20 protein-coding genes and 1 pseudogene are annotated in these 22390 nt (G+C 67.5%); 17 read left to right on the top strand and 4 right to left on the bottom strand.

Annotation, left to right across the window (positions count from 1 at the left end; all coding sequences use genetic code 11):
- Positions 1–3: 3 nt before the first annotated feature.
- The 7 genes from L5G28_RS13820 to L5G28_RS13790 are packed head-to-tail and all read left to right on the top strand — an operon-like array spanning position 4 to position 7523.
- The gene (locus L5G28_RS13820) at positions 4–1308 is read left to right on the top strand and encodes an MCE family protein (protein WP_237002040.1); all 1305 of its coding nucleotides are present in this window, start codon (positions 4–6) and stop codon (positions 1306–1308) included.
- Positions 1305–2339, top strand: a complete 1035-nt coding sequence (locus L5G28_RS13815) for an MCE family protein (RefSeq protein ID WP_237002039.1) — start codon at positions 1305–1307, stop codon at positions 2337–2339. Before L5G28_RS13820 ends, L5G28_RS13815 begins: the two co-directional genes overlap by 4 nt.
- The gene (locus L5G28_RS13810) at positions 2336–3328 is read left to right on the top strand and encodes an MCE family protein (RefSeq protein ID WP_236998749.1); all 993 of its coding nucleotides are present in this window, start codon (positions 2336–2338) and stop codon (positions 3326–3328) included. Before L5G28_RS13815 ends, L5G28_RS13810 begins: the two co-directional genes overlap by 4 nt.
- A complete protein-coding gene (locus tag L5G28_RS13805) occupies positions 3322–4434 on the top strand; it encodes an MCE family protein (RefSeq protein ID WP_237002038.1) in 1113 nt (370 codons plus the stop codon). Before L5G28_RS13810 ends, L5G28_RS13805 begins: the two co-directional genes overlap by 7 nt.
- Before the next feature lie 20 nt (positions 4435–4454).
- On the top strand, positions 4455–5546 hold the full coding sequence (locus tag L5G28_RS13800; RefSeq protein WP_237002037.1) for an MCE family protein: 1092 nt from the start codon (positions 4455–4457) through the stop codon (positions 5544–5546).
- Positions 5543–6706 (top strand): MlaD family protein, encoded by a 1164-nt coding sequence (locus tag L5G28_RS13795; protein WP_237002036.1) that lies wholly within the window; start codon positions 5543–5545, stop codon positions 6704–6706. The genes L5G28_RS13800 and L5G28_RS13795 overlap by 4 nt, the downstream gene beginning before the upstream one ends.
- Positions 6707–6713: 7 nt before the next feature.
- Positions 6714–7523, top strand: coding sequence for a hypothetical protein (locus L5G28_RS13790; protein ID WP_237002035.1), 810 nt, complete (start codon positions 6714–6716; stop codon positions 7521–7523).
- Here the strand turns inward: L5G28_RS13790 and treY are convergent, their stop codons facing one another.
- From treY to L5G28_RS13775, 3 genes are all read right to left on the bottom strand, one after another.
- On the bottom strand, positions 7524–9854 hold the full coding sequence (gene treY / locus L5G28_RS13785) for a malto-oligosyltrehalose synthase (protein WP_237002034.1): 2331 nt from the start codon (positions 9852–9854) through the stop codon (positions 7524–7526).
- A gap of 30 nt (positions 9855–9884) precedes the next feature.
- Complete coding sequence (locus tag L5G28_RS13780) at positions 9885–12035, bottom strand: acyltransferase family protein (RefSeq protein ID WP_237002033.1); 2151 nt, start codon at positions 12033–12035, stop codon at positions 9885–9887.
- 106 nt (positions 12036–12141) lie between these two features.
- Positions 12142–12705 carry a TetR family transcriptional regulator gene (locus L5G28_RS13775; protein ID WP_237002032.1) on the bottom strand — a complete coding sequence of 188 codons (564 nt, stop codon included), beginning with the start codon at positions 12703–12705 and terminating at the stop codon, positions 12142–12144.
- A gap of 135 nt (positions 12706–12840) precedes the next feature.
- Here L5G28_RS13775 and L5G28_RS13770 point away from each other — a divergent pair, with 135 nt between their 5' ends.
- From L5G28_RS13770 to L5G28_RS13745, 6 genes and pseudogenes are all read left to right on the top strand, one after another.
- The gene (locus L5G28_RS13770) at positions 12841–14121 is read left to right on the top strand and encodes an adenosylmethionine--8-amino-7-oxononanoate transaminase (protein ID WP_237002031.1); all 1281 of its coding nucleotides are present in this window, start codon (positions 12841–12843) and stop codon (positions 14119–14121) included.
- On the top strand, positions 14118–15266 hold the full coding sequence (locus L5G28_RS13765; RefSeq protein WP_237002030.1) for an 8-amino-7-oxononanoate synthase: 1149 nt from the start codon (positions 14118–14120) through the stop codon (positions 15264–15266). The genes L5G28_RS13770 and L5G28_RS13765 overlap by 4 nt, the downstream gene beginning before the upstream one ends.
- Positions 15263–15985, top strand: coding sequence for a dethiobiotin synthase (bioD, locus tag L5G28_RS13760; protein WP_237002029.1), 723 nt, complete (start codon positions 15263–15265; stop codon positions 15983–15985). Before L5G28_RS13765 ends, bioD begins: the two co-directional genes overlap by 4 nt.
- Positions 15986–16075: 90 nt before the next feature.
- Positions 16076–17110 (top strand): biotin synthase BioB, encoded by a 1035-nt coding sequence (gene bioB, locus L5G28_RS13755; RefSeq protein ID WP_237002028.1) that lies wholly within the window; start codon positions 16076–16078, stop codon positions 17108–17110.
- A gap of 58 nt (positions 17111–17168) precedes the next feature.
- Positions 17169–17429, top strand: coding sequence for a biotin synthase auxiliary protein BsaP (gene bsaP / locus L5G28_RS13750; protein ID WP_237002027.1), 261 nt, complete (start codon positions 17169–17171; stop codon positions 17427–17429).
- Positions 17381–17941: pseudogene (locus L5G28_RS13745) on the top strand (DUF2567 domain-containing protein); the annotation flags it as partial. The gene bsaP and the pseudogene L5G28_RS13745, both read left to right, overlap by 49 nt.
- Before the next feature lie 81 nt (positions 17942–18022).
- Here L5G28_RS13745 and L5G28_RS13740 read toward each other — a convergent pair.
- On the bottom strand, positions 18023–18700 hold the full coding sequence (locus L5G28_RS13740; protein WP_265744305.1) for an NUDIX hydrolase: 678 nt from the start codon (positions 18698–18700) through the stop codon (positions 18023–18025).
- 242 nt (positions 18701–18942) lie between these two features.
- Between L5G28_RS13740 and nadA the strand changes: the two genes are divergently transcribed.
- The 4 genes from nadA to L5G28_RS13720 all read left to right on the top strand — a co-directional run bounded on the left by nadA (position 18943) and on the right by L5G28_RS13720 (position 22313).
- The gene (gene nadA, locus L5G28_RS13735) at positions 18943–19953 is read left to right on the top strand and encodes a quinolinate synthase NadA (RefSeq protein ID WP_237002249.1); all 1011 of its coding nucleotides are present in this window, start codon (positions 18943–18945) and stop codon (positions 19951–19953) included.
- Positions 19950–20846, top strand: a complete 897-nt coding sequence (gene nadC / locus L5G28_RS13730; protein WP_237002026.1) for a carboxylating nicotinate-nucleotide diphosphorylase — start codon at positions 19950–19952, stop codon at positions 20844–20846. The genes nadA and nadC overlap by 4 nt, the downstream gene beginning before the upstream one ends.
- Before the next feature lie 110 nt (positions 20847–20956).
- Entirely contained in the window at positions 20957–21421 is a 465-nt protein-coding gene (locus tag L5G28_RS13725) for a GNAT family N-acetyltransferase (protein ID WP_372477228.1), read from the top strand.
- Between the two features lie 67 nt (positions 21422–21488).
- Complete coding sequence (locus L5G28_RS13720) at positions 21489–22313, top strand: hypothetical protein (protein ID WP_237002024.1); 825 nt, start codon at positions 21489–21491, stop codon at positions 22311–22313.
- The last annotated feature ends 77 nt before the right edge of the window (positions 22314–22390 follow it).

The following is a 22390-nucleotide window of genomic DNA, read 5'->3' as shown; positions in this document are numbered from 1 at the left end:
GCCATGAAAATCGATACCGGTGGACGCGATCCGTCGATGACGACGTACTTCGTGCGAGGAGTGATCTTCGCCGTCGTCGGTGTGTTGGTGCTCGGGCTCCTGTGGGCGCGGTACGAAGGAAAGTTCGAGGACAACACCGAGGTGTCGGCGTCGTTGACCGATGTCGGCGACGGTCTGATCAGCGGGGCTGACGTCCGCTACAACGGCATGATCGTCGGCCAAGTCGACACGGTCTCGGTCGTCGGCTCGTCGTCGGAACAGCAGCGTGAGGTCGCGATGCTGCTCGATCCGAAGCAGGCCGAGGGCATTCCGGCGAACACGACGGCGCGGACCGTCCCGTCGAACCTGTTCGGCGTCAACTCAGTCGAACTCATCCGTCCCGAACACCCGTCGGACGACCGTCTGTCGGACGGTGCCACCGTCAAGGCCGATACGTCGGAGCCGACGATCCGCTTGCAGGATGCACAGAACGAGTTGCGGTCCCTGCTGCGCAGCGTCCCGCCGGAGGATCTCGGCATGGTGCTCGGCACCATCGCCGACGCACTCGACGGCGGCGGGGCCACCTTCTCGACTTTCGTCGGGGTCCTCGACACGTACTGGAAGACGATCAACGCGCAGTTCCCACCGGGCGCGCCGTCGGGTTTCGACAACTTCACCAACGCCGTCGAAGGGCTGGCGTCCTCGACGCCCACACTGCTCGACACGCTCGGCAAGTCGGTGAAGCCCGCATTGACGATCGCCGAGAAGCAGGACGATCTCACCGCACTGCTCTCGAACAGCCAGGAGCTGCTCGACACGACGCAGGCGCTGTTCGCGAAGAACGGAGACGCCGGAAAGCGCGTCGTCCGCGATCTCAACACGACGTTGGGTGCGACGATGCTCGACCCCGACGCCCTACCGCAGGCCTTGCGTGAACTGTACGTGCTCGCCGGTCGCGTGCTCGGCGTCTTCACCGGCGTCAACGGGCACGTCCAACTGAACCTGGGCATCAACTTCGGCGCCTACCGGATGTACACGAAGCAAAACTGTCCCGTGTACGACGGTGGGCCGTACGGTCAGCTCCGCGGCCCGGGATGTGTCGGACCGGGCACCGGAACCGGTCCGACGCAGTCGGGTCCGCTGCTGGTGTATCCCGAAGGCGGTATGCAGCCCGACCGGAACCGGAATGCGAAGAAGTCGCGCGGCGTATCGACGTCGCGGGACTCCAGGACGTTGGGCACCGCGCTGGGGCGCACGCCGACGTCCGCGGAGAAGCTGATGCTCGGGCCGCTGGTCTCGGTTGCGCCTGAGCAGGAGGGACAGCGATGAGCAAGAACACGGACAGCATCCGTAAGCCGTTGATCGGTTTCGGCGTGTTCGCGGTGGTCGCGCTGCTCGTCACCTACCTGATCTGGTCGACCCTGGAACGTTCGGTGCCGGGCGAAGTGACCGATTACGCCACCACGTTCGGCGACGCGTCCGGTCTGGCGTCCGGTGACGACGTCCGCATGGCCGGTGTGCGGGTCGGTCGAGTCCAGGACATCGAGCTCGACGACGGACGTGCCAGGGTCACGTTCGAGGTGCAGGACGGCCAGCACGTCTACGCCAACACGCGAGCCGCGATCCGCTACCAGAACCTGATTGGACAGCGGTATCTCGCGTTGAACCTCGACGGCGACAAGCCGGAACGGGAACTGGACAAGGGATCGACACTCCACCTGCCCGGCGAGGACTCGTTCGATGTGACGAAGCTGCTCGCCGGCTTCCAGCCGGTCTTCGACACCCTCACTCCCGAACAGGTCAACTCGCTCTCGGAGAGCCTGATCAAGACGTTCCAGGGCGACGAGGTGTCGCTGTCTCGGACGCTCTCGCAGATCGGCCAGGTGGCTGACGACATGGCGAACCGCGACCAGGTGCTCGGCTCGATCATCACGAACCTCTCGGTGGTGATGCGCGAATTGGCGTCGCAGGGCAAGCAGGTGCAGACCTTGATCGACAGCGCCTCGAAACTCGTCGAGAACCTCAACGGCAATTCGGCGGCGTTCGGCAAGTCGATCGATCAGATCGGCACGACCGCCGACGGATTCGCGGATGTGCTCGCCGAGAACCGGGGGTCGCTACGCGACGCCGGTACCGCGGCCCGCGAAGCCACGTCCAAACTCATCGGTCAGGGCGGCAAGCTCGACACCATGGCCAAGGTTCTTCCCGAGTTCCTCGGTCACTTCCCGCTCGTCATGATGCAGGGCGCCTACTTGAACATCTATGCATGTGAACTCGACATCTCGATCGGCGACGTCTTGCTTCCGCCGGGGCTGATCACCCAGATCGGCGGAACCCAACACTCGGTGGTGTGCCAGTGAAGAATCGTTTGCGCTCATCGTTCGGCGACCGCCGTGGACTCTGGTACGGCGTCTTCGGTGCGATCGGCATCATCGTTCTGCTCGTCGCGATCGTCGGCATCAGTTCGGCGAACATCGGGAAGAAGACGTACACGGGCGACTTCATCCAGGCCGGCGGTCTGCGCACTGGCGACAAGGTGCGTGTCGCGGGCATCGACGTCGGTGAAGTCTCCGACACGGAACTGGCGGGCGACCACGTGAAGGTCACGATGAAGGTGGACAACGACGTGACCGTCCGTGAGGACGGTTCCGCCGAGATCAAGATGTCGACTCTCCTCGGCCAGCGCTACGTCGACGTCGTCCTCGGTGAATCCGACAAGGAGTTGGACGGCGACCGCATCACGACCACGCGTGTGCCGTACGACCTGCAACAGACCCTCGAGAAGGGCACCCCGGTGTTGGCGGGCATCAAAGCCGACGACCTCGCGAACAGCATCCGCACGTTGAACACTCAGCTCAAGGGTGCTCCGGCGATCGCCGAGCCCACTCTCGACGCGCTGACCCGGATGTCGGCGGTCATCAACAACCGGACCGACCAGATCGGCCAGCTCCTCACCGACACCAAGGCGGTCACCGAGCAAGTGGAGAACAGCCAGTTCCAGCTGTCGATCATCGTCGGGCAGGGCGCCCAGCTCGCGACGAAGATATCGACGCGCGAGCGTCTGGTCACCCGCATGCTCGACGGCGTCGCCGAACTCACCGAGCAGGCGCGGGCGGTGGCGGCCGAGAACGGCAACCAGTTCGCGCCGGTGATGGCGAACCTGGACACCATCTCGTCGGGTCTGGAGAAGAACCGTGACAATCTGCGCAAGATGCTCGAGGTGCTGCCGGTCACGGCCCGTCTGACCAACAACCTGGTGGGTGACGGTCCGTACGCCAACGGCTATCTCCCGTGGGGCATCTTCCCCGACAACTGGCTGTGCCTGGCGAAGGTGGTGGACGGATGCTGACGATGACGCGAGCCCGAACGCGGCGGGCCGTCGCAGCGGTCGCGATGACCGCGGTCACCGTGATCACCGTGACCGGGTGTTCCCTGGTGCCCGCGAGTTGGTCGTCGGCGCTGGGGCAGTCGAAGACCGTGACCGCGTATTTCGACGATGTGTCGGGCCTGTACGAGGGCAACGACGTCGCCGTCCTCGGCATGCCGGTCGGCCGCATCTTGTCGGTGGAGCCGCAGGGCACCCGCGTGAAGGTCGAGATGACCGTCGACAACGACGTCTCGGTGCCGGCCGACGCCACCGCGGCGATCGTGAACACGTCGATCGTCACGACCCGCCACGTAGAGCTGACGCCCGCCTACACCGGCGGTCCGACGCTCGGCGCCGACGACGTCATCAAGCACACGAAGGCTCCCGTCGAGATCGGCACCCTGTTCGACTCGATCGACAAGTTGGTCGTGAACCTGTCCGGCGACGAGCCGGGCGAGGGGCCGATCGCCGACTTGGTCGACATCACGTCCGGTATCGCCGACGGCAACGGTGAACGCCTCCGAGAAGCGCTCGACGCGTTGGCGAAGGCAGGCAAGACCGGCGCCGACAACGGTGACGCGATCGTCGACATCCTCAAGTCGATGAGCAAGTTGACGACGGCGTTGACCGACAACTATCCGAAGATGCTGCAGTTCTCGTCGTCGCTGACGACGGTGTCGCAGATGCTCGGCGAGCAGTCGGTCGGACTCGTCTCGTCGCTGGACGACTTGAATCGCACCCTGACGAACACGTCCGAGTTCTTGGCGAACAACGCGGGCACCATCAGCTCGTCGACCGGGCGGTTGAGCGCGGTCATCGCGAACCTGTCGGACTATTCGAGGCAGGTCGTCGAATCGGTCGATATCGCCCCGCTGCTCTTCCAGAATCTGTCGAATTCGGTCTCCGCCGAGCAGGGTGCGTGGCGCGCGTCGGTGCTGCTCGACAAGTCGCTGGTCGACAACGAGCTCGCTGCGACTCTCTGCGAGGCGATCAACGTGAACAAGAAGGGCTGCCGGACCGGACGTCTGAACGATTTCGGTCCCGACATGGGCATCTACTCGGGACTGTTGGGGCTGTTGACGAAATGACACGGATGAGAAAGCCACGGATGAGGAAGGTCGGCGCGGCGGTCGTCGCCTTGGCCACCACGATCAGCCTGGCCGCGTGCGGCGCGGTCCCTGGCGTCACCGTGGAACAGATCCCGTTGCCCGCCCCGGGCGGCATCGGTGACGCGATCACCGTCCACGCGTCGTTCGAGAACGCGCTCAACCTTCCGAGTCAGGCGAAGGTCCGTCTGGCGGGCACCGACGTCGGCGTGGTCGACGACATCGTCGCCGAGAACTATCGCGCGAACGTGACGATGTCGGTGTCCAAGAGTGTGACCCTGCCGGTCGGAACGGGAGCCGAACTCCGTCAGGCGACGCCGCTCGGCGACGTGTTCGTCGCTCTCGTCCCGCCGAAGGACCCATCGAAGGGCGCCGTCGGGGACGGTGGAACGCTGACCGGTCCGACCTCGGCTGCGGCGACGGTCGAGGATCTGCTCATCAGTACGACGGCTCTCGTCGACAGCGGATCAGTGAGTGCGCTGCAGCGGATCTTCACGGAATTGTCGACCGCGATCGGTGGGAACGCGCCCGAGCTCCACGGTGCGATCGAAGGCTTCACGACGGCGATCGACAAGTTCAACCGGAACTCCGGCGAGGTCGACAGGGCGATGGCTGTCACCGCGGACCTGACCAAGGAACTCGCGGACGGCCGGTCGCAGATCGCCGCCTCGGTGAACAAGCTTCCCGCGGCCATCGACGCCGTCGACGGCCAGGTCGGTTCGATCCTGACCACGCTCGACAAGTCGAACAAGGTGACCTCCGCGACCAACGACTTCCTGAAGTCGGAGAAGCAGAACTTCAGCGAACTGCTCGTCAACCTCAACACGACGCTGGGCGCGCTCAACGAGTCGGCGCCCATCTTCGGGCCGCTGTCGGACCGCCTCGCCGAACTGACCCCGAAGTGGGCCAAGTCGACGGCGAGTTCGGCGGCCTCCGTCGCCGCGAAGGTGTTCTGGCTCTCGCCGGGTGTCGGGTTCGACTCGGCGTCGCGACTGCCGGACGCCTCCGACATCACTCAGGGCGATCACGCCCTCCAAGTGACCTTGGCTCGTCTGCTCGCGATGATCACCGGCGACACTGGGGGACAGCGATGAAGAAGTGGCTGACCAGACACAAGATCATCATCGGAAACCTCGGTCTGGTCGTGGTGATGCTCCTCGGCCTGGCGTACCTGGCGTTCGGCTCGTTGAGCTGGCGTCCGTGGCAGGGCACCTACGACGTCACGGTGGACTTCCCGGAATCGGGTGGACTGCAGGGCACCAGCAAGGTGATGCTCCGCGGTTCGCAGATCGGTGAAGTCCGCGACATCCAGGTGACTCCGTCGAGCGTCCAGGTCCACCTCCGGCTGGACGACGATGTGAAGATCAACAAGAAGTCGAAGGTGTCGGCGCTCGGCCTCTCGGCGGCGGGCGAACAGTACGTGAACTTCACGCCTGCCACTAACGAGGGCCCGTACCTGGAGGACGGCGACACCATCGAGATGGGCGAACAGACCCATGTGACGGTGGCGTTCTCGTCGATGCTGCAGTCCACGTTGGATGTGATCAGCCAGATCGATGCACCCAAGCTGACGTCGACACTGCAGGAACTGGAAATCGCCCTCAACGACAAGGGGCCGAACCAACTCAAGTCGATCTTCCATTCGGGCGGCGTGATCTTCGCCGATCTCGCGAGGGTCCTCCCGCAGACGACTGAGCTCATCAACAATCTCGGCACGATCTTCAAGACGACGGCCGACGTCCAACCCGACTTCGGAAAGCTGGCGACCGGCACCAACGAGCTGATGACGGCGGTCGCGAAGTCCGACGGCGAGATCCGCGAACTGCTGGGCCGTGGTCCTGCACAATTCACGTCGCTCGCCGGGTCGCTGTCGACGATCACCGATCCGGTCAGCGACATCCTCAAACAGTTCCTCGACATCGGACGGCAGGGCGCGTTGCGCGCTCCCACCCTGGCGAACCTGTTCCCGTCGATCCGCGACGGCAGCATTCAGGCGCAGAAGATGTTCCACGACGGAGCCTGGTGGGCGCTGGCGTCGGTGTATCCGCGGCCCGCCTGCAACTACACGATGGCACCGGTCCGCCCGACCAAGATCTTGGAGCTGACAGTGCCGACCAACCTGTATTGCGAGACCAAGGACCCGACGCTGCAGACTCGAGGCTCGAAGAACGCTCCGCGACCGAAGGGCGACGACACCGCGGGACCGCCGCCGAACTACGATCCGAATGCACGATCGGTTCCATTGGACAAGTGAAGGATGTATGAAGCCCGAGGACTCTGAGATCGAGAACACCACCGACGACGCCGGGCAGGAGGCGGAAACCACGGAGACTGAATCCGCTGAGACTGGGGCCGCTGAGACTGGGGCCGCCGAGACTGGGGCCGCCGAGAGTGGGACCGCCGAGAGTGGAACCGCCACTGGGGTCGCCGCGAAGGCCAAGGCGAAGGCGCAAGCGCGAGCCGACTCCGCTGACACGTCGGGCGGCAAGCAGTTCACGGTGTCGGCGCGGGTGTTGCTGCGCATCGGCGCGGCGATCGTCGTGGTCGCAGTCCTGGCAGTGCTCGGCTTCTGCGGGTGGAAGTGGTACGACACCGAGCAGGAACTGAACGCGTTCGACGACAGCAAGGCGGCGTCGGCCCACTATGTCACCGAGTACTTCGGCGTCCTGCTCGAAGAGGGCGCATCGGCCGACCAGTTGAAGGCGAAGGTCGGACCGCTCTCGACGGGCAAACAGAAGGAACAGATCGAGAAGTCTGCGCCGGACATGGTGCAGTGGCGCGACACGCAGAAGCTCGCCAACGTGACGACGAAGGTCAACTCGACGATGGTCGAGTCGTTCTCGAAGGATCGTGCGGTGACCGTGGTGAGCTTGGAGTTCACCGGTACATCGGCGGTCGCACCGAGCGGCGGCCACGCTGTCACCCTCATCCAGTTGACGCTCGAGAAGTCCGACGGCGACTGGCTGGTCTCCAACGTGCAGGCCGTACCGGGCATGGCAGGCGAGTCGGCCGGCCAGCCCGAGCAGGCGATCCCCGCACCGGCAGCCCCCACTCAGCAGCCGGCCGGCTGATCACAACCGTTCCAACACGACCGCGGGGCGGTCACCGAAGACGGTGTCGGCGGTGACCGAGCCGTGGTGATCGGCCCCGGTGGCGGCGTCCCGCCAGACGCCGGGCGGGAGTGGGATGACGGCGTGCTCGCGTGCGGAGCCCGCGCGGAACGTGTGCGCCAACCGGATCGCGGCGACCAACACCTGCGGCTCACCGTCGGCGCCGCCGCGAGTGAACGCGATGACGTGGATGCCGCTCGGGCCGCGGCAGACGACACCCGCGTACCCGCCGCCGGGACCGAAGCAGTCCGGGTGGCGACGCCGGACGGCGAGCGCCGTCGCGATCATGCGGGCTTTCGGGTGGTCCAGACCGTGCTCGTCGTCGCCGGAACGCCGGTAGTCGACGGCGCGACGGTTGTCGGGGTCGGTGAGTGAGTCGTCCCACCACTGGGTGCCCTGATAGACGTCGCCGACTCCGGGCATCAACAACGACAGGGTCTTGCGGGAGATCGACTCGTCGCGGGCGGGCTCGGCGATGACGGCGACCAAGTCGCTGATCAGATCGGCGGGAGTTCCGGTGAGCAGTCGGTCGATCCAGTCGAGGATCGCCGACTCGGCCGCGTCGTCGACCGCCGTCCACGATGAGATGAGCTGCGCTTCGCGCATCGCTTTGCGCGCATACGCGTGGAACCGTGCCCGGACGGTCGCGTCCGGCGTCCCGGCGTCGGGCCAGACGCCGATCAGGTTCTGCAGGAGGAAGTACGCGGTCTGCGCGTGCGGCGGCGGCGCCACCTGCCACAGCGTCAGGACGAGGACGGTCCAGCGTTGCGGGATCTGGGCGAGCACCGCGATCCGTGCACGGACGTCTTCGCTGCGTTTGGTGTCGTGGGTCGACAGGGCGGACAAGGCGCGCGGCCAGTCGCGGGCACGTGCCGCCAGAGTGCCGTGGAACTCATCGCGATTGACCGTGGGCGCCAGCGGCGTACAGCCCAACTCGTTCGCCGACACGAGACGCGCCGTGCGGTGGTAGCCGATGTCTTCGATGGCCTTCGCCGACACCGCTGCGACGGCTTCGCCGAGGCGGGCGACGGCCTGCGGTGCGTGCTCGGGCGAGGCGAACGCTCGCGCGAGCACGTCGAGACCGTCGGCCATCGACGGGTTCTCGACGCGCAGACGAGCGATCGTCTCGAGGACGACCGGGCTGGACGACGGGTAGCCCGGTCGTGCGACTCGCGCGCCCGAGATCAACGTGGCGACCGCCTGCTGGACGTTGTGCACGGGTACCTCTGGTGCGCTCCGGGCGAACAGTGCGGTGGCGCGTCGTAGGCGGTCGGAGAACATGTCGACGAGCGTCACATGCCGCAGCGCCGCGGCCCGTGCGTTCAGTTCGTCGCCGTCGCCGGCGTACCCGGTGATCCGCTGGAAGACCTCCGACAGCTCGACCGCTCCGGACGGCGCGGTGAACGCGCCTTCGATCAGCCGGAGCTGTTCATAGCCGGTCGTCCCGTCGACCGACAGGCCCGGATCGAGATGTTCGCCGACGCTCAATCCCTTCTCCACGTACAGCAGTCGATCGCCGATGTCGGCGCGGAGCCTGCGGCAGTAGCCGATCGGGTCGGTGAGCCCGTCGAGATGGTCGACGCGGACGCCGTCGAACAGGTCGTCGGCCGCGAGCTCGCGGAGCCAGGCGTGCGTGGCCTCGTACACCTCGGGCACCTCTTGGCGGAGTGCTGCGAGTTCGTTGACGGCGAGGAATCGACGGTACCCGATTTGGCGGCTGTCGAACGGTACGAGCCGGTAGCGTTGGGCGGCGAGGACCTCATCGGGGGTCGCGCCCGGTCGGAGCGTGCCGTCGGCCGTCGGAAGGTAGCGGTCGCCGAGCCACAGTTCGCCGTCGGAGACACGGAGTGATGACAGGTCGCCGTCTGCGGACAGCCACGGCAGGCACAGTGCGCTGTCGCCGAAATCGGTGTCGAGGTCGAAATAGTCGGCGTACTCCGAATCCGACCCGTGGCGCAGGACGTCGGCCCACCACTCGTTGTGGTGGGCGTCGAAGACACCGAGATGATTGGGCACGATGTCCAGGATGATCCCGATCCCGACGGCCCTCGCATGCGCCCGCAGCAGGCGGTATCCGTCGGCGCCTCCGAGCTCCGGGGAGATGCGGGCCGGTGGACACCAGTCGTATCCGTGCGTCGACCCTGGCATGGCAGCCAGAATCGGCGACAGATAGAGGTGACTGATCCCCAGACTCACGAGGTGGTCGAGAATGCCAGCCACTTCGGCGAACGCGAAGTCCGGCGTCAGCTGGACACGGTATGTCGCGACCGGGTCGGCCGGGACCGTCGTCATGGCGCTCCGATCGTCGACGGGGTCGCCCGGTCAGTCGAACGGGCCGAACGGGGGTCCGGTCCAGGGCAGCGCCTGCGCCAGCAGTTGCGACAGAGCGCTGCTCAGGCTGCGGACGTACGTAGCTCCCAAATGGTCATAGTCTTTGTAGACGACGATGTTACCGACGACGGCTGGACAGAACGTGTCGTCGCAGACGCTGTCGGACAGGTCGATGGAGAACATCAGGGGATTGCCGCGCGCGTAGTCGGCGATCGGGTCGTGCGGGGCGAGGGAGTACGCGCGGTTCGAGCCGCAACTGTCTGCATCGCCGCCCGCGGCCAGACATCCGGGTGTCGTGATCGGCTGCCCGTCGTCGCGGTGCGGCCACGGCGTGTCGCGGACGCCGACCACAGGCAGACCCGCAGCAGTCAGTTCGTCGAACACCTCGAGGTAGCCGGGCGGCACATAGTCGGCGCGGCCGTCGGGGTTCGGGCGGGTCGAGTTGGTGAAGACGGCGTCGGGTCGGACACGTTCGAGCTCGTCGAGCACCGTGCGGACCCACTGCGCGCATTCGGGGTAGGGTGTCCCGTCGCTGCGAGTCGGAGTCTCCTCCAGGGTGAGCGGGCAGCCCATCTTCAGGTACGTGGTCACCTTGAAGCCGTTGCGTTTCCCGATGATGTCGAGGGCGGGAACCCACATCTCGGCATGTGATCCGCCCGCGACGGCGAGAGTCCGCGTCGCAGTCGGGTCGCCGTAGACGCCGACGTGGAAGTCGAGGTCCGCGAAGTCGGCCATCACACCGTCTGCGGTTGTCGGCGCGAGGTCGAACTCTGCGGCGAGCGGAGTGGGCTGCGGATCCAGGGCGGGCACCGGGACGTCGTCGGCCCAAGCGCGGGCGCCTGGATACAGGTGGGGGTCGAGCTCGGTGGTGTCGACAGCGACGGTCGACATGTGCCGTTCCCACAGTTTCACGCCGGTGCCCACGCACGCCGCGCCGAGCACCAGGAGCACAGCGAGGACGGCGGCGTACCGGATCCGGGGGTGTCCGGGCCAGTGTCGGGTGGTCAGCGGTGACCGCTGACCACCCCGCAACGGATCCTCGATGTACCGCTTGGTGAGCCACGCCAGCCCGAGTGAGACGGCGAGGATGCACGTCCCGGCGACGATCGAGGCGTGGTCGGACTCGACGTAGCTCAGATAGAAGATGAGCAGCGGCCAGTGGATCAGGTACAGCGCGTACGCCAGGTTGCCCAGCCAGACGCCCTGCCGGGAGGCGAGCATCCGGTTGGCGGACGGCTGCGTTCCCGGGCCGCCGCCCGAGACGATGATCAGCAGCGTCGCACCGACCGGGACCCAGGCCATCGGCCCCGGATACTCGGCGACGCCGTCGAGCCACCAGCCGCACGAGACGATGAGGGCGAGCGCGCCCACGGTGACGAGGCTGCGCAGCGACGACGGCACGCGAACCCGCGGCATCCAGATCGCCAGGAGCCCGCCGACGAGCGGCTCCCACAGGCGCGCCAGCGTGTCGTAATAGTTGTACGGCTGGTTGATGCCCTGCTGGATGGTCGCATGGGCGAACGAAGCGGCGGCCACCAGTGCGACGACGACGCCGAACACGGCGCGGATCACAGCGGGACGAGTGAACGCGCGCAGCACGGTGCCGAGAAGTTTGAGGAGCGCGGCGAGCACCAGCCCGCACAGCATCGCCGAGACGAAGAACTGGCCCTGCATCGACATCGACCACAGATGCTGCAGCGGGCTGTTCGCCGAACTCGCAGCCAGGTAGTCCTGCGAGTTCCAGGCGAGATAGTAGTTCTGGTAGTAGAGGGCGCTCGCGATGATCTCCCGGCCGACGTTGACCCACCGGGTCTGCGGCAGCATCGTCACGGTGAGGATCGCGACGCCGATCAGCACAGTGATCAGCGCGGGCAGCAGGCGGCGCAGCAGACGCGACAGGCGCGGCCACGGGTTCACGGTGTCGCGAAACGACGCGACCGGGTCGGCGGATGCGATCGCGTGCCGCAGCAGCGAGCCGATGAAGAAGTAGCCCGACAGGGTGAGGAACACGTCGACGCCGCCGGAAACCTTGCCGAACCAGATGTGGAAGCAGGCGACGAGGGCGATCGCGACACCGCGCAGGCCGTCCAGGTCTGTGCGGTATACGGGCCTCAAATCAGGCGTCGGGTCGGTGGCTGCCACGGTCTCGGTCGTTTCGGTCGTCTCGGTCGGCGGACAATCGCGTCCTTCTTCATGAACGACTGATGAATCTACTCAACCGGGCGGCCCGACCTCTAATCGGCGACCTCTAATCGGCGGTGAGGGTGGTCCGCGCGCGCGCACCCGACACGATGACGTCGAGACCGTCCTCGAACTCGCCGTCGAAGTCACGACCCGACGGCCCGGTGACTCCGAGACGCTCCATCTGGGTGCGCGTCTGCTCCTCGATGGTGAGTCCGATCGTCAGCTGGCAGACGGCGGTCGCGACGCCCGCGGCGGTCCGGTCGTCGAGCCCGCCGTCGCTGGCGACGGTGACTATCGTCTCGACCGTCGATCTGGCCGACAGTCCGGACGCCCACGCCGACGACACGATCTCGGCACTGTCGGGGACGGCGAGCAGGGCTGCGCGCATAGCGGTCGCGACACGTCGGATTCGTTCGGGCGCAGAGCCTTCCGCCGGCACCGCGACTGCGTCGAGGATGTCGTCGGCAAGGGCTGCGAGCATCGTCTGCTTATTCGGAAAATGCCAGTAGAGCGCGTTCGGTCGGACGCCGAGGTCGGTGGCCAGCCGCCGCATGGTCAGGTCGGCGAGGCTGTGCTCGGCCAAGATGGCGCGCGCAGCGGCGAGGACGTCGGACCGAGAGTTGCTCACCCGGCCAGGGTAGCCGCCTCGAACACGTCGTTCGGTACGCGGAACACGCCCGTCCTGTACGTCGTACAGGTTCGCCTGTACAGTGTTCAGGATTGCGGCACGGTGCTGTGACGGGGAGCAGGCGAGGAGGACGGTATGGATCAGGCCACCATCGAAACGATCGACGCCGATCACGTGTGGCATCCGTACGGCGGCTTCCCCGCGACGACGCCGCCCCGCGTCGTGGAATCGGCGTCCGGCGTGCGCCTGACGTTCGCCGACGGAACGACCGCCATCGACGGCATGAGTTCGTGGTGGGCGGCGATCCACGGCTACCGACACCCGGTGCTCGACGCGGCCGCGACCGACCAACTGCGGAAGATGTCACACGTCATGTTCGGCGGTCTGACCCATGAGCCCGCCGCGCGACTGGCCGCCGCGCTCGTCGACCTGACCCCCGAATCGTTGACCAAGGTGTTCTTCGCAGACTCCGGGTCGGTGTCCGTCGAAGTCGCCATCAAGATGGCCGTCCAGTATCAGCGGAGCCTCGGGCGGACGATGCGCAACCGCGTCCTCACCTGGCGCGGCGGCTACCACGGCGACACGTTCGCGCCGATGAGCGTGTGCGACCCGGACGGCGGCATGCACGCCATGTGGCGCGGCGTGATCGCCGAGCAGGTGTTCGTGCCCGCGCCGCCCGTCGACTACGACGAGGGGTACGTCGCGCTCGTCGACGACGCGTTGACCCGGCACCGCGATCGGCTCGCCGCCGTCATCATCGAACCCGTCGTCCAGGGCGCCGGCGGCATGCGCTTTCACGATCCGCGTCTGGTCCGTGCACTGCGGGAGTTGTGTGACGCCCACGACGTGCTCCTGATCTGCGACGAGATCGCGACCGGTTTCGGCCGGACCGGTGCGTTGTTCGCCGTCGACCACGCCGGGATAGCGCCCGACATCCTCTGTGTCGGCAAGGCTCTCACCGGTGGATACCTGACGCTCGCCGCGACGCTGACGACCGATGCGGTCGCCGACGTCATCAGCCGAGGCGAAGCGGGTGGTCTCGCCCACGGGCCGACATTCATGGCGAACCCACTGGCCTGCGCGGTCGCGTGCGCGTCCTTGGAGGTGCTGGCCGCGTCGGACTGGCGCCGACGCATCCCGCAGATCGAGGCCCGGCTGCGCGCCGGGCTCACCGGGCTCGCCGACGTCGACGGCGTCGTCGACGTCCGGGTGCTCGGGGCGATCGGCGTCGTCGAACTCGATCGGCCGGTCGACATGCGCGCGACCACCGACGCCGTCCTCGACGCAGGCGTCTGGCTGCGGCCATTCCGCACCATGATCTACACGATGCCGCCGTTCGTCATCGACGACGCCGATCTCGCGACCGTCACCGCGGGAATCGCCGCAGGCGTCCACGCGACTCTGGAGGCCGTATGAGCACCGCATGGCTCGCCGACGTCGCCGAACGCACGGTCGCGGCCGGTCTGCACCGAGCACCGATCGCACGCCGATCGCACGCGAGCGGGATCAATCTCGCGTCCAACGACTACCTCGGTCTGTCCCGACACCCCGCGGTGATCGCGGGCGCCCACGCCGGGATCGACACGTGGGGCACCGGGTCGACGTCGTCTCGCCTCGTCGTCGGGACGACACAGGCCCACCTCGACTTCGAGGACGACGTCGCCCGTTTCCTCGGCACAGACGCGGCGCTGCTGTTCTCGTCCGGGTACCTCGCGAACGTCGGCGCGATCACCGCGCTCGTCGGACGTGGTGATCTCATCGTCAGCGACGCCGGATCCCACGCCTCGCTGATCGACGGATGCCGGCTGTCGCGGGCTCGTGTCGTGGTCGTCGACCGGGGCGACCACGACGCCGTCCGGCGGGTACTCGCGCAGCGCGCCGAGCGGCGCGCGCTGGTCGTGACCGACGCGGTGTACAGCGTTGACGGACGGTTGGCTCCGGTGCGCGAGTTGTATGCGGCGGCCCGTGAGCACGGCGCGATGCTTCTCGTCGACGAGGCGCACGCGATCGGCGTCCGCGGGCCGGGCGGTCGCGGTGTCGTGGCCGACAGCGGACTGGCTGGCGCGGACGAACTGGTGGTGACCGCCGTCTGCTCGAAGTCGCTCGCCGCGCAAGGCGGAGTGGTCGCGGGATCGCGCCTGCTGCGCGACCACCTGATCGATCATGCGCGGACCTTCATCTTCGACACCGGCCTCAACCCAGCGGCCGTCGGCGCCGCACATGCCGCGCTTCGAGTCCTGGTCGCCGACCCGGGACTGCCGCTGCGTCTGCGACGCAACGCTGAGCGGCTCGCTGGCGCACTGAACGCTCCGGCACCCGACTCGGCCGTCGTCTCGCTCATCGTCGGCGACCCGGTCGACGCCGTCGCCGCGGCCGCCTTCTGTCGAGATCGAGGAGTCCTCGTCGGATGCTTCCGCCCGCCGTCGGTGCCCGACGGGACCTCACGGCTGCGTCTCACGGTGCGCGCCGACCTCGACGACGCGACGATCGACACCGTGGCCGCGGTCGTCCACGCCGCGCTGGACACCGCGCGCTGCTCGAGTGAGGTCGCGGCCCGATGAGCGCCCGCATCCTCATCGTCTCCGGCACCGGCACCGACGTGGGCAAGACCGTCGCGGTCGCCGCTCTCGCGGCGACCGCCCGTGCAGCGGGCCTGCGCGTGGGGGTGTGCAAACCCGCGCAGACCGGCGTCACCGGGGGTGAGGGCGGGGACCTCGCCACCGTCGTCGGTCTCGTCGGCGACCTGCCGACCCGTGAACCGGTCCGCTATCGCGACCCCCTTGCGCCGGAGACGGCCGCGCTGCGGGCGTCGATGCCCTTCCTGAGCATGGACGCGGTCCGTGCTGCGGTCGGCGAACTCGCGTCCGACTGCGATCTGGTGATCGTCGAAGGCGCGGGCGGCATCCTGGTGCGGCTCGCTCCGGACCTGACGATCGTCGATGTCGCCCGAGAGTTGGACGCACCGGTCGTCGTCGTCGCCGATGCCGGACTCGGCACTCTCAACCACACCGAGCTCACCATCCGTGAGCTCGGGCGCGCGGCCGTCGCGGTGGCCGGACTCGTCATCGGGTCCTGGCCAGCCGAACCGGATCTGGCGGCGGCATGCAATCGCGCGGATCTGGAACGGCTCACCGGTGTGCCGGTCATCGGGGTCGTGCCGGCCGGCGCGGGATCGCGCACCCCGGCCGACTTCCAGCGTTCTGCGCCCGGGTGGATATCGGCGACCGTCGTCGGCGACCGTCGTCGGCGGCGAGGCGATCCACGAACCGTCCAGCTGTGATGAACCGTTTAGCCGCCATGACCAGCCGTCAAGAACCGCCCGTCACGAACTGACAGGCGACCAATCAGCCCATCGACAGGAGATCGACCAGTGACCACCACCGAACAGCCGCAGGGCTCCGCGTCGCAGACCGCCGACATTCTCGACATCGCGCGAGGGCAGGTGCTCGAACGCGGCATCGGACTCGACCAGGAGCAGGTGCTGTCGGTCCTGCGTCTCGACGACGACCGACTCACCGAGATCCTCGCGCTGGCCCACGACGTTCGGATGCGCTGGTGTGGGCCGGAGGTGGAGGTCGAGGGCATCGTCTCGCTGAAGACCGGTGGCTGCCCGGAGGACTGCCACTTCTGCAGCCAGTCGGGGCTGTTCGCATCACCCGTCCGGAGCGCATGGATCGACATCCCGTCGCTCGTCGAGGCCGCGAAGCAGACCGCCAAGACCGGAGCCACCGAGTTCTGCATCGTCGCCGCCGTCCGCGGACCGGACAAACGGCTGCTCGCCCAGGTCGCGGCGGGGATCGAAGCGATCCGCAACGAGGTCGACATCCAGATCGCGTGCAGCCTCGGCATGCTGACCCAAGAGCAGGTTGACGAGCTCGGGGCGATGGGGGTGCACCGCTACAACCACAACTTGGAGACCGCGCGCAGCCACTTCCCGAACGTCGTCACCACCCACACCTGGGAGGAGCGGTGGGGCACGCTGCGCATGGTCCGCGACGCCGGGATGGAAGTGTGCTGCGGCGGCATCCTCGGGATGGGGGAGTCTCTCGAACAGCGGGCCGAGTTCGCCGCCGACCTCGCCGCTCTCGAACCGGACGAGGTGCCGTTGAACTTCCTCAACCCGCGGCCGGGCACGCCGTTCGGCGATCTCGACGTCCTGCCTGCGTCCGAGGCCCTCAAATCGGTCGCCGCGTTCCGACTCGCGTTGCCGCGCACCATCCTGCGGTTCGCGGGCGGACGCGAGATCACACTCGGCGACCTCGGAGCCGAACAGGGCATCCTCGGAGGTGTCAACGCCGTCATCGTCGGCAACTATCTGACGACGTTGGGCCGTCCCGCGGAGAGCGACCTCGATCTGCTGGCTGACCTGTCGATGCCCATAAAGGTGCTCAATGACACGATCTGACGACCACGGGGCGGGGTGTACCGTCGTGGTCGCGACCGGCGTCGACAGGAGGCATTAGATGATCGGCATGGACTCGATCGGAACCCGAGTGGTTCCGGGACCGCTCGCGCAGCCGCTCAAGTACGGCGTCTACACGGGTGTCGAACTCGACCTGCAGACCGACGACGCCGTCTCGGCGGCCGCCCGCCTCGGGTTGGAGCCCCCGCGGTTCTGCGGGCAGTGCGGTCGCCGGATGGTCGTACAGATCGTCCCGGACGGGTGGGGCGCGCGATGCTCCCGTCACGGAACCATCGACTCGGTGGAACTCGGTCGACGATGACACTCGCAGAGTCACCGTCCCGGCTGGCGCCGTCGTCGGCCGTCCGCTACCGGGAGCCGGTCACCTTCATCGTCGTCGTGCTCGCGCTGTCCGTGCTGGTCGGCGCACTGTGGGTGTGGTTGTCGCCGACGGTGACTGCGACGGTCACCGCACCGGGCGAAGCACAGTTCGGTGAGGGTGCAGCGGCGAACCTGTTCGGTGGGGTCGCCACGTTCGCGTTCCTCGCGTTCGGCCTCGGCGTCGTCTTGGCGTTGGCGTCGTGGTTCGGCCTGCGGTCCATGCGCGGTGTGCCCGGTCTGCTGTTGACGACGGTGATCGCGATCGTCTCGTCCGGGCTCGCGATGGACATCGGTACCCGGATCGCCAAGGCGGTGCGTCCGGCGCTGGATGAGAAGGTGCCGGGCGACTATGAGTTGACGGTCCGGCTGTGGTTCGACTCGGATGTGTCTCCGCCCTGGTTGCTGTTGGTGTGCGCGCCGACCACCGCGGTCCTCGTCTACCTCCTCTGTGTGCTCACGGCGAAGAATCCGACACTGCGGCCGGACGTCCCGACGACCGACTGGTCGTTTCAGGCCACGCCGTCGACGGGGAGCTCAGAGTGGCGGCCGCAGGGTGGCGAATTCGTCGGTCACCCGCAGGCTGGCGTCGGCGAAGGCGTAGAGGCTGGGTGGCCGCCCGCCGGCCCGACCGGTGCGTCCGACGGTGCCGGTGGCCACGACCACCCCGCGCCTCGACAGGATCCGTAACAGGTTGGTGGCGTCGACGGTGTAGCCGAGCGCGGAGCCGTAGATCTCGGACAGCTCCGACATCGAGAAGGTTCCCGGCGCGAGCGCGAACGCGATGTTCGTGTACGACAGTTTCGCGGCGAGTCGGCGTCGAGCCTGGTGGATGATCTGGGCGTGGTCGAATGCGAGCGGCGGCAACGCGGTCACGTTCACCCAGGCCGCGTCGTCGGACGTCGCGTCGGTGGGGATGTCGCGGGGGACCAGACCGAGGAACGTCGATGCGATGGTTCGCGATTCCGGGACGCGGTCGGGGTCGGAGAACACCGACAGCTGTTCGAGATGCGCGACGCGCGTGAGCCGGGCTTGCTCGGCGAGGTGACGTTGCGCGGCCGTGGAGAGGGTGTCGCGGTCGCCGATTGCACCTCCGGGCAGTGACCATTCGTCGTCTCGGCGAGCGAGGAGCACCTGGAGTGTGTGACCGGCGTCGTCGCACTCGCGGACTTGGAACACTGCGGTCAGCACTTCCACACGCACGGATTCGGCCATGGCTGTGAGTCTATGTCGGCCGTTCGTGGGGCGATTCGACGGTCGGACGCGTCGGGTGGCCACACCGGTGAGAACGGGGTCACACCGCTGAGTGATACGATGGCCGCGAGGTTATCGACCATAGATCGGAAACCGTCGGATCTAGTGCGTCGACTCAGCCCAGTCGACGCCGGACGCTGCGAATTGGAGTTCCCGCCATGACAACTGGAACTGTCATCACCCGTACCGAGACCGATCTCGGGATGCCCGACCCGCGCCACGGAATCCCTGCCGCGTACGGGGGCGTCGAGCCTGACGCTGCCTGGGCGGCCGAGATCAAGCGGCTCGCGAAGGCGCGCAACGCGACCATCCTCGCGCACAATTACCAACTGCCCGCGATTCAGGACATCGCCGACCACGTCGGCGACTCCCTGGCCCTGTCCCGTATCGCGGCCGAGGTCGACGCCGACGAGATCGTGTTCTGCGGCGTCCACTTCATGGCCGAGACCGCGAAGATCCTCAGTCCGGAGAAACGAGTCCTGATCCCAGACGAGCGTGCGGGTTGTTCGCTGGCTGACTCGATCTCCGCGGACGAATTGCGCGACTGGAAGGCCGACTACCCGGACGCGCTCGTCGTGTCGTACGTGAACACAACGGCGGAGGTGAAGGGTCTCACCGACATCTGCTGCACGTCGTCGAACGCGGTCGACGTCGTCGCATCGATCGACCCCGACCGCGACGTGCTGTTCCTGCCGGACCAGTTCCTCGGCGCCCACGTCAAGCGCGAGACCGGACGCGACAACATCCACATCTGGGCGGGCGAATGTCATGTCCACGCAGGCATCAACGGTGACGAGTTGACCGATCAGGTCGACTCGCACCCGGACGCGGCCCTGTTTATCCACCCGGAGTGCGGATGTGCGACGAGCGCCCTCTACCTCGCGGGTGAGGGCACCGTGCCGCAGGACCGGGTGCAGATCCTGTCGACGGGCGGCATGATCGACGCGGCGAAAGCCACCGAGTCGAAGCAGGTGCTGGTGGCGACCGAGGTCGGCATGCTGCACCAGCTGCGGAAGGCGGCGCCGGAGGTCGACTTCCAGGCCGTGAATTCGCGTGCCGCCTGCCCGTACATGAAGATGATCACGCCGGCCGCGCTGCTGCGGTGCCTCACCGAAGGCAAGGACGAGGTCCGGGTTGCGCCCGACGTCGCCGACCGTGCGCGTGCCTCCGTCGAGCGGATGATCGCGATCGGCAACCCGGGTGGCGGCGAATGACCGGGACGTTCATCGGCGACGAGACGACGGCAAGCCGACTCGTCCTCGACGTCGCGGACGAGGATCTCCTGGCGTTGATCCGGACCGCGCTGATCGAGGACCTCCGGTACGGCCCGGACATCACGTCGCTGGCGACGGTGCCCGAGGACGACGTCGCCCAGGCTCGGATCGTCTCGCGTCAGGACGGCGTGGTCGCGGGCCTACCCGTGGTGCTCGCGGTCTTCGATCAAGTGATCGGCCCCGGTCGCTACGAGGTGACCGCGCGCATCGACGACGGCGACCGTGTGGAGTCGGGGACCGTCGCCCTCGCGCTGACGGCGCCGGCCCGTGCGTTGTTGACCGCCGAACGCACGGCGCTGAACCTGCTGTGCCACCTGTCCGGTGTCGCCACTGCCACGGCGGCATGGGTCGACGCTGTCGACGGGACGACCGCGAAGATCCGTGACTCCCGCAAGACCCTGCCGGGCATGCGCGCCCTCCAGAAGTACGCCGTGCGTGCGGGCGGCGGTGTCAACCACCGCATGGGCCTCGGCGACGCCGCGCTCATCAAGGACAACCACGTGGTCGCTGCCGGGGGAGTCGCGCAAGCGCTCGAAGCTGTCCGTGCTGTTGCCCCCGACGTCCCGGTCGAGGTCGAGGTGGACTCCCTCTCCCAACTCGACGAGGTGCTTCCGTTGAATCCGCAACTCGTGCTGCTCGACAACTTCGAGCCGTGGGAGACGCAGATGGCAGTGCAACGCAGGGATGCGACGGCGCCCGAGACAAAGCTCGAATCGTCGGGCGGACTGTCGCTCGAGGTCGCCATGGACTACGCGAGGACCGGTGTCGACTACCTCGCCGTCGGCGCGCTCACCCATTCGGTGACCGTGCTCGACTTCGGCCTCGACATGTGACGTCGTTGTGTGAACGCGACATGCCGTTCGCCGTCGTATCACCCTGTGCGAACCGTCGGCCATCGCGCCATCGGCAACGATCGTGCTGGGACTTCGGCATCATGGGAGTCGTGGCCCACTACGTGCACTCAGGACCGCTCGCCGACCTCGACCCCGCGACGCTCCACGGAATCCTCCGACTCCGTGTCGACGTATTCGTCGTGGAGCAGAACTGTTCGTATCCGGAGATCGACGGGCGCGACGCCGAGCCGTCGACGATCCACTTCTGGTGTGCAGATCCCGACGGTTCGCCGGTCGCGACGGCCCGCCTTCTCGTCGACGGACTCGCAGACGGACGGAGCGAGCTGCGCATCGGACGTGTCTGCACCCGCCACGAGCTGCGCGGCACCGGATTGACCAGTGCGATCCTCGACGCGGTCGTCGCCGAGATCGGGGATAGGCCGAGCGTGTTGGACGCCCAAGCCCATCTGCGGGACATGTACGCACGGTGGGGGTACGTCGTCATCGGGCCGCAGTTCGTCGAAGACGGGATCCCGCACGTGCCGATGCGTCGACCGGCGTCGCTCGCCTCGTGACCGGACGCTGTCCGTCGGTCGAATGAAGAATCGGCTACAACCGTTTTGCGGCGCTACTATTCGCCAGGTGACTTCAGGTGCATCAGGCGGCAGGCCGTTCGGACGGTTTCCCGAACCAGACCGCCCCGTCCCGCCCCCGGGCCCGACATCTCCGGACCCGACGCGTCCGAGACCTCAGGTCCGGCAGCCGTACCAGCCGTTCGGCCGGTCCGACGCCGGGTTGGACTTCACCACGCCCGTCGAACTGCGCTGCATCCTGCAGCCGACCTCCGAGATGCGGCGCATGATCCCGCTGCTCGTGTTCACGTTCCTGTTCGCCGCACTCGTCATCGCTGTGATCGTCGGGATCATCGTCCCCGACGTGGCGGCGGTGTCGTTTGTCGCGGGACTGGTCGGCGGCGCGGTCGTCGCCGGCTCGATGTACATGCGCCTCAAAGTGCGGCTGACACGCACCTTCGGCGAGCTCCAACGGCTGCGTCTCATGCCGCACGGTATGCAGCGCACCGACGGGACCGTCGCCATCGACATGCCGTGGGCGACGGTCAGCCGTATCGAAGTCCGGAACTCGGCGCTCCCGAGCAGCAGGAGGGCGAACCTCGCGCTCGCGGGTGCGGCAGGCGGTGTCGCGAACGGCGTCCTCGCGGCCGCGCAGACGAAGGTCGCGGCTGGCATCGTCGGGCGCGCGACGCTCACCCCGCTCCCCGGCGCGAGCCGTGCCCGGTTGAAGGCACACGACCGTGTGTCGGGCGGCCGCGCACATCTGCGTCGCGGACAGTCCCACACGACTGAACAGGGGCTGATCTTTCCCAGTGAGTTCGAAGCGGGCTGGGTGCACGGCACGGTCGGAGCCTGGCTGCATCACTACCGCCCCGACCTGCAGCTGCCGAACTGATCGTCCCGGCGGGGACGCTCGTTCACGCGAATGAGGTACGCCTGATTCGTCCGTCGCGTTCGTATAGTGTCTTCCCG

It is taken from the genome of Gordonia liuliyuniae, assembly GCF_021739025.1.
Lineage (GTDB): Bacteria > Actinomycetota > Actinomycetes > Mycobacteriales > Mycobacteriaceae > Gordonia > Gordonia liuliyuniae.
Note: the sequence above shows the minus strand (reverse complement) of the source record. Positions and strands in the feature narration are given on the sequence as shown.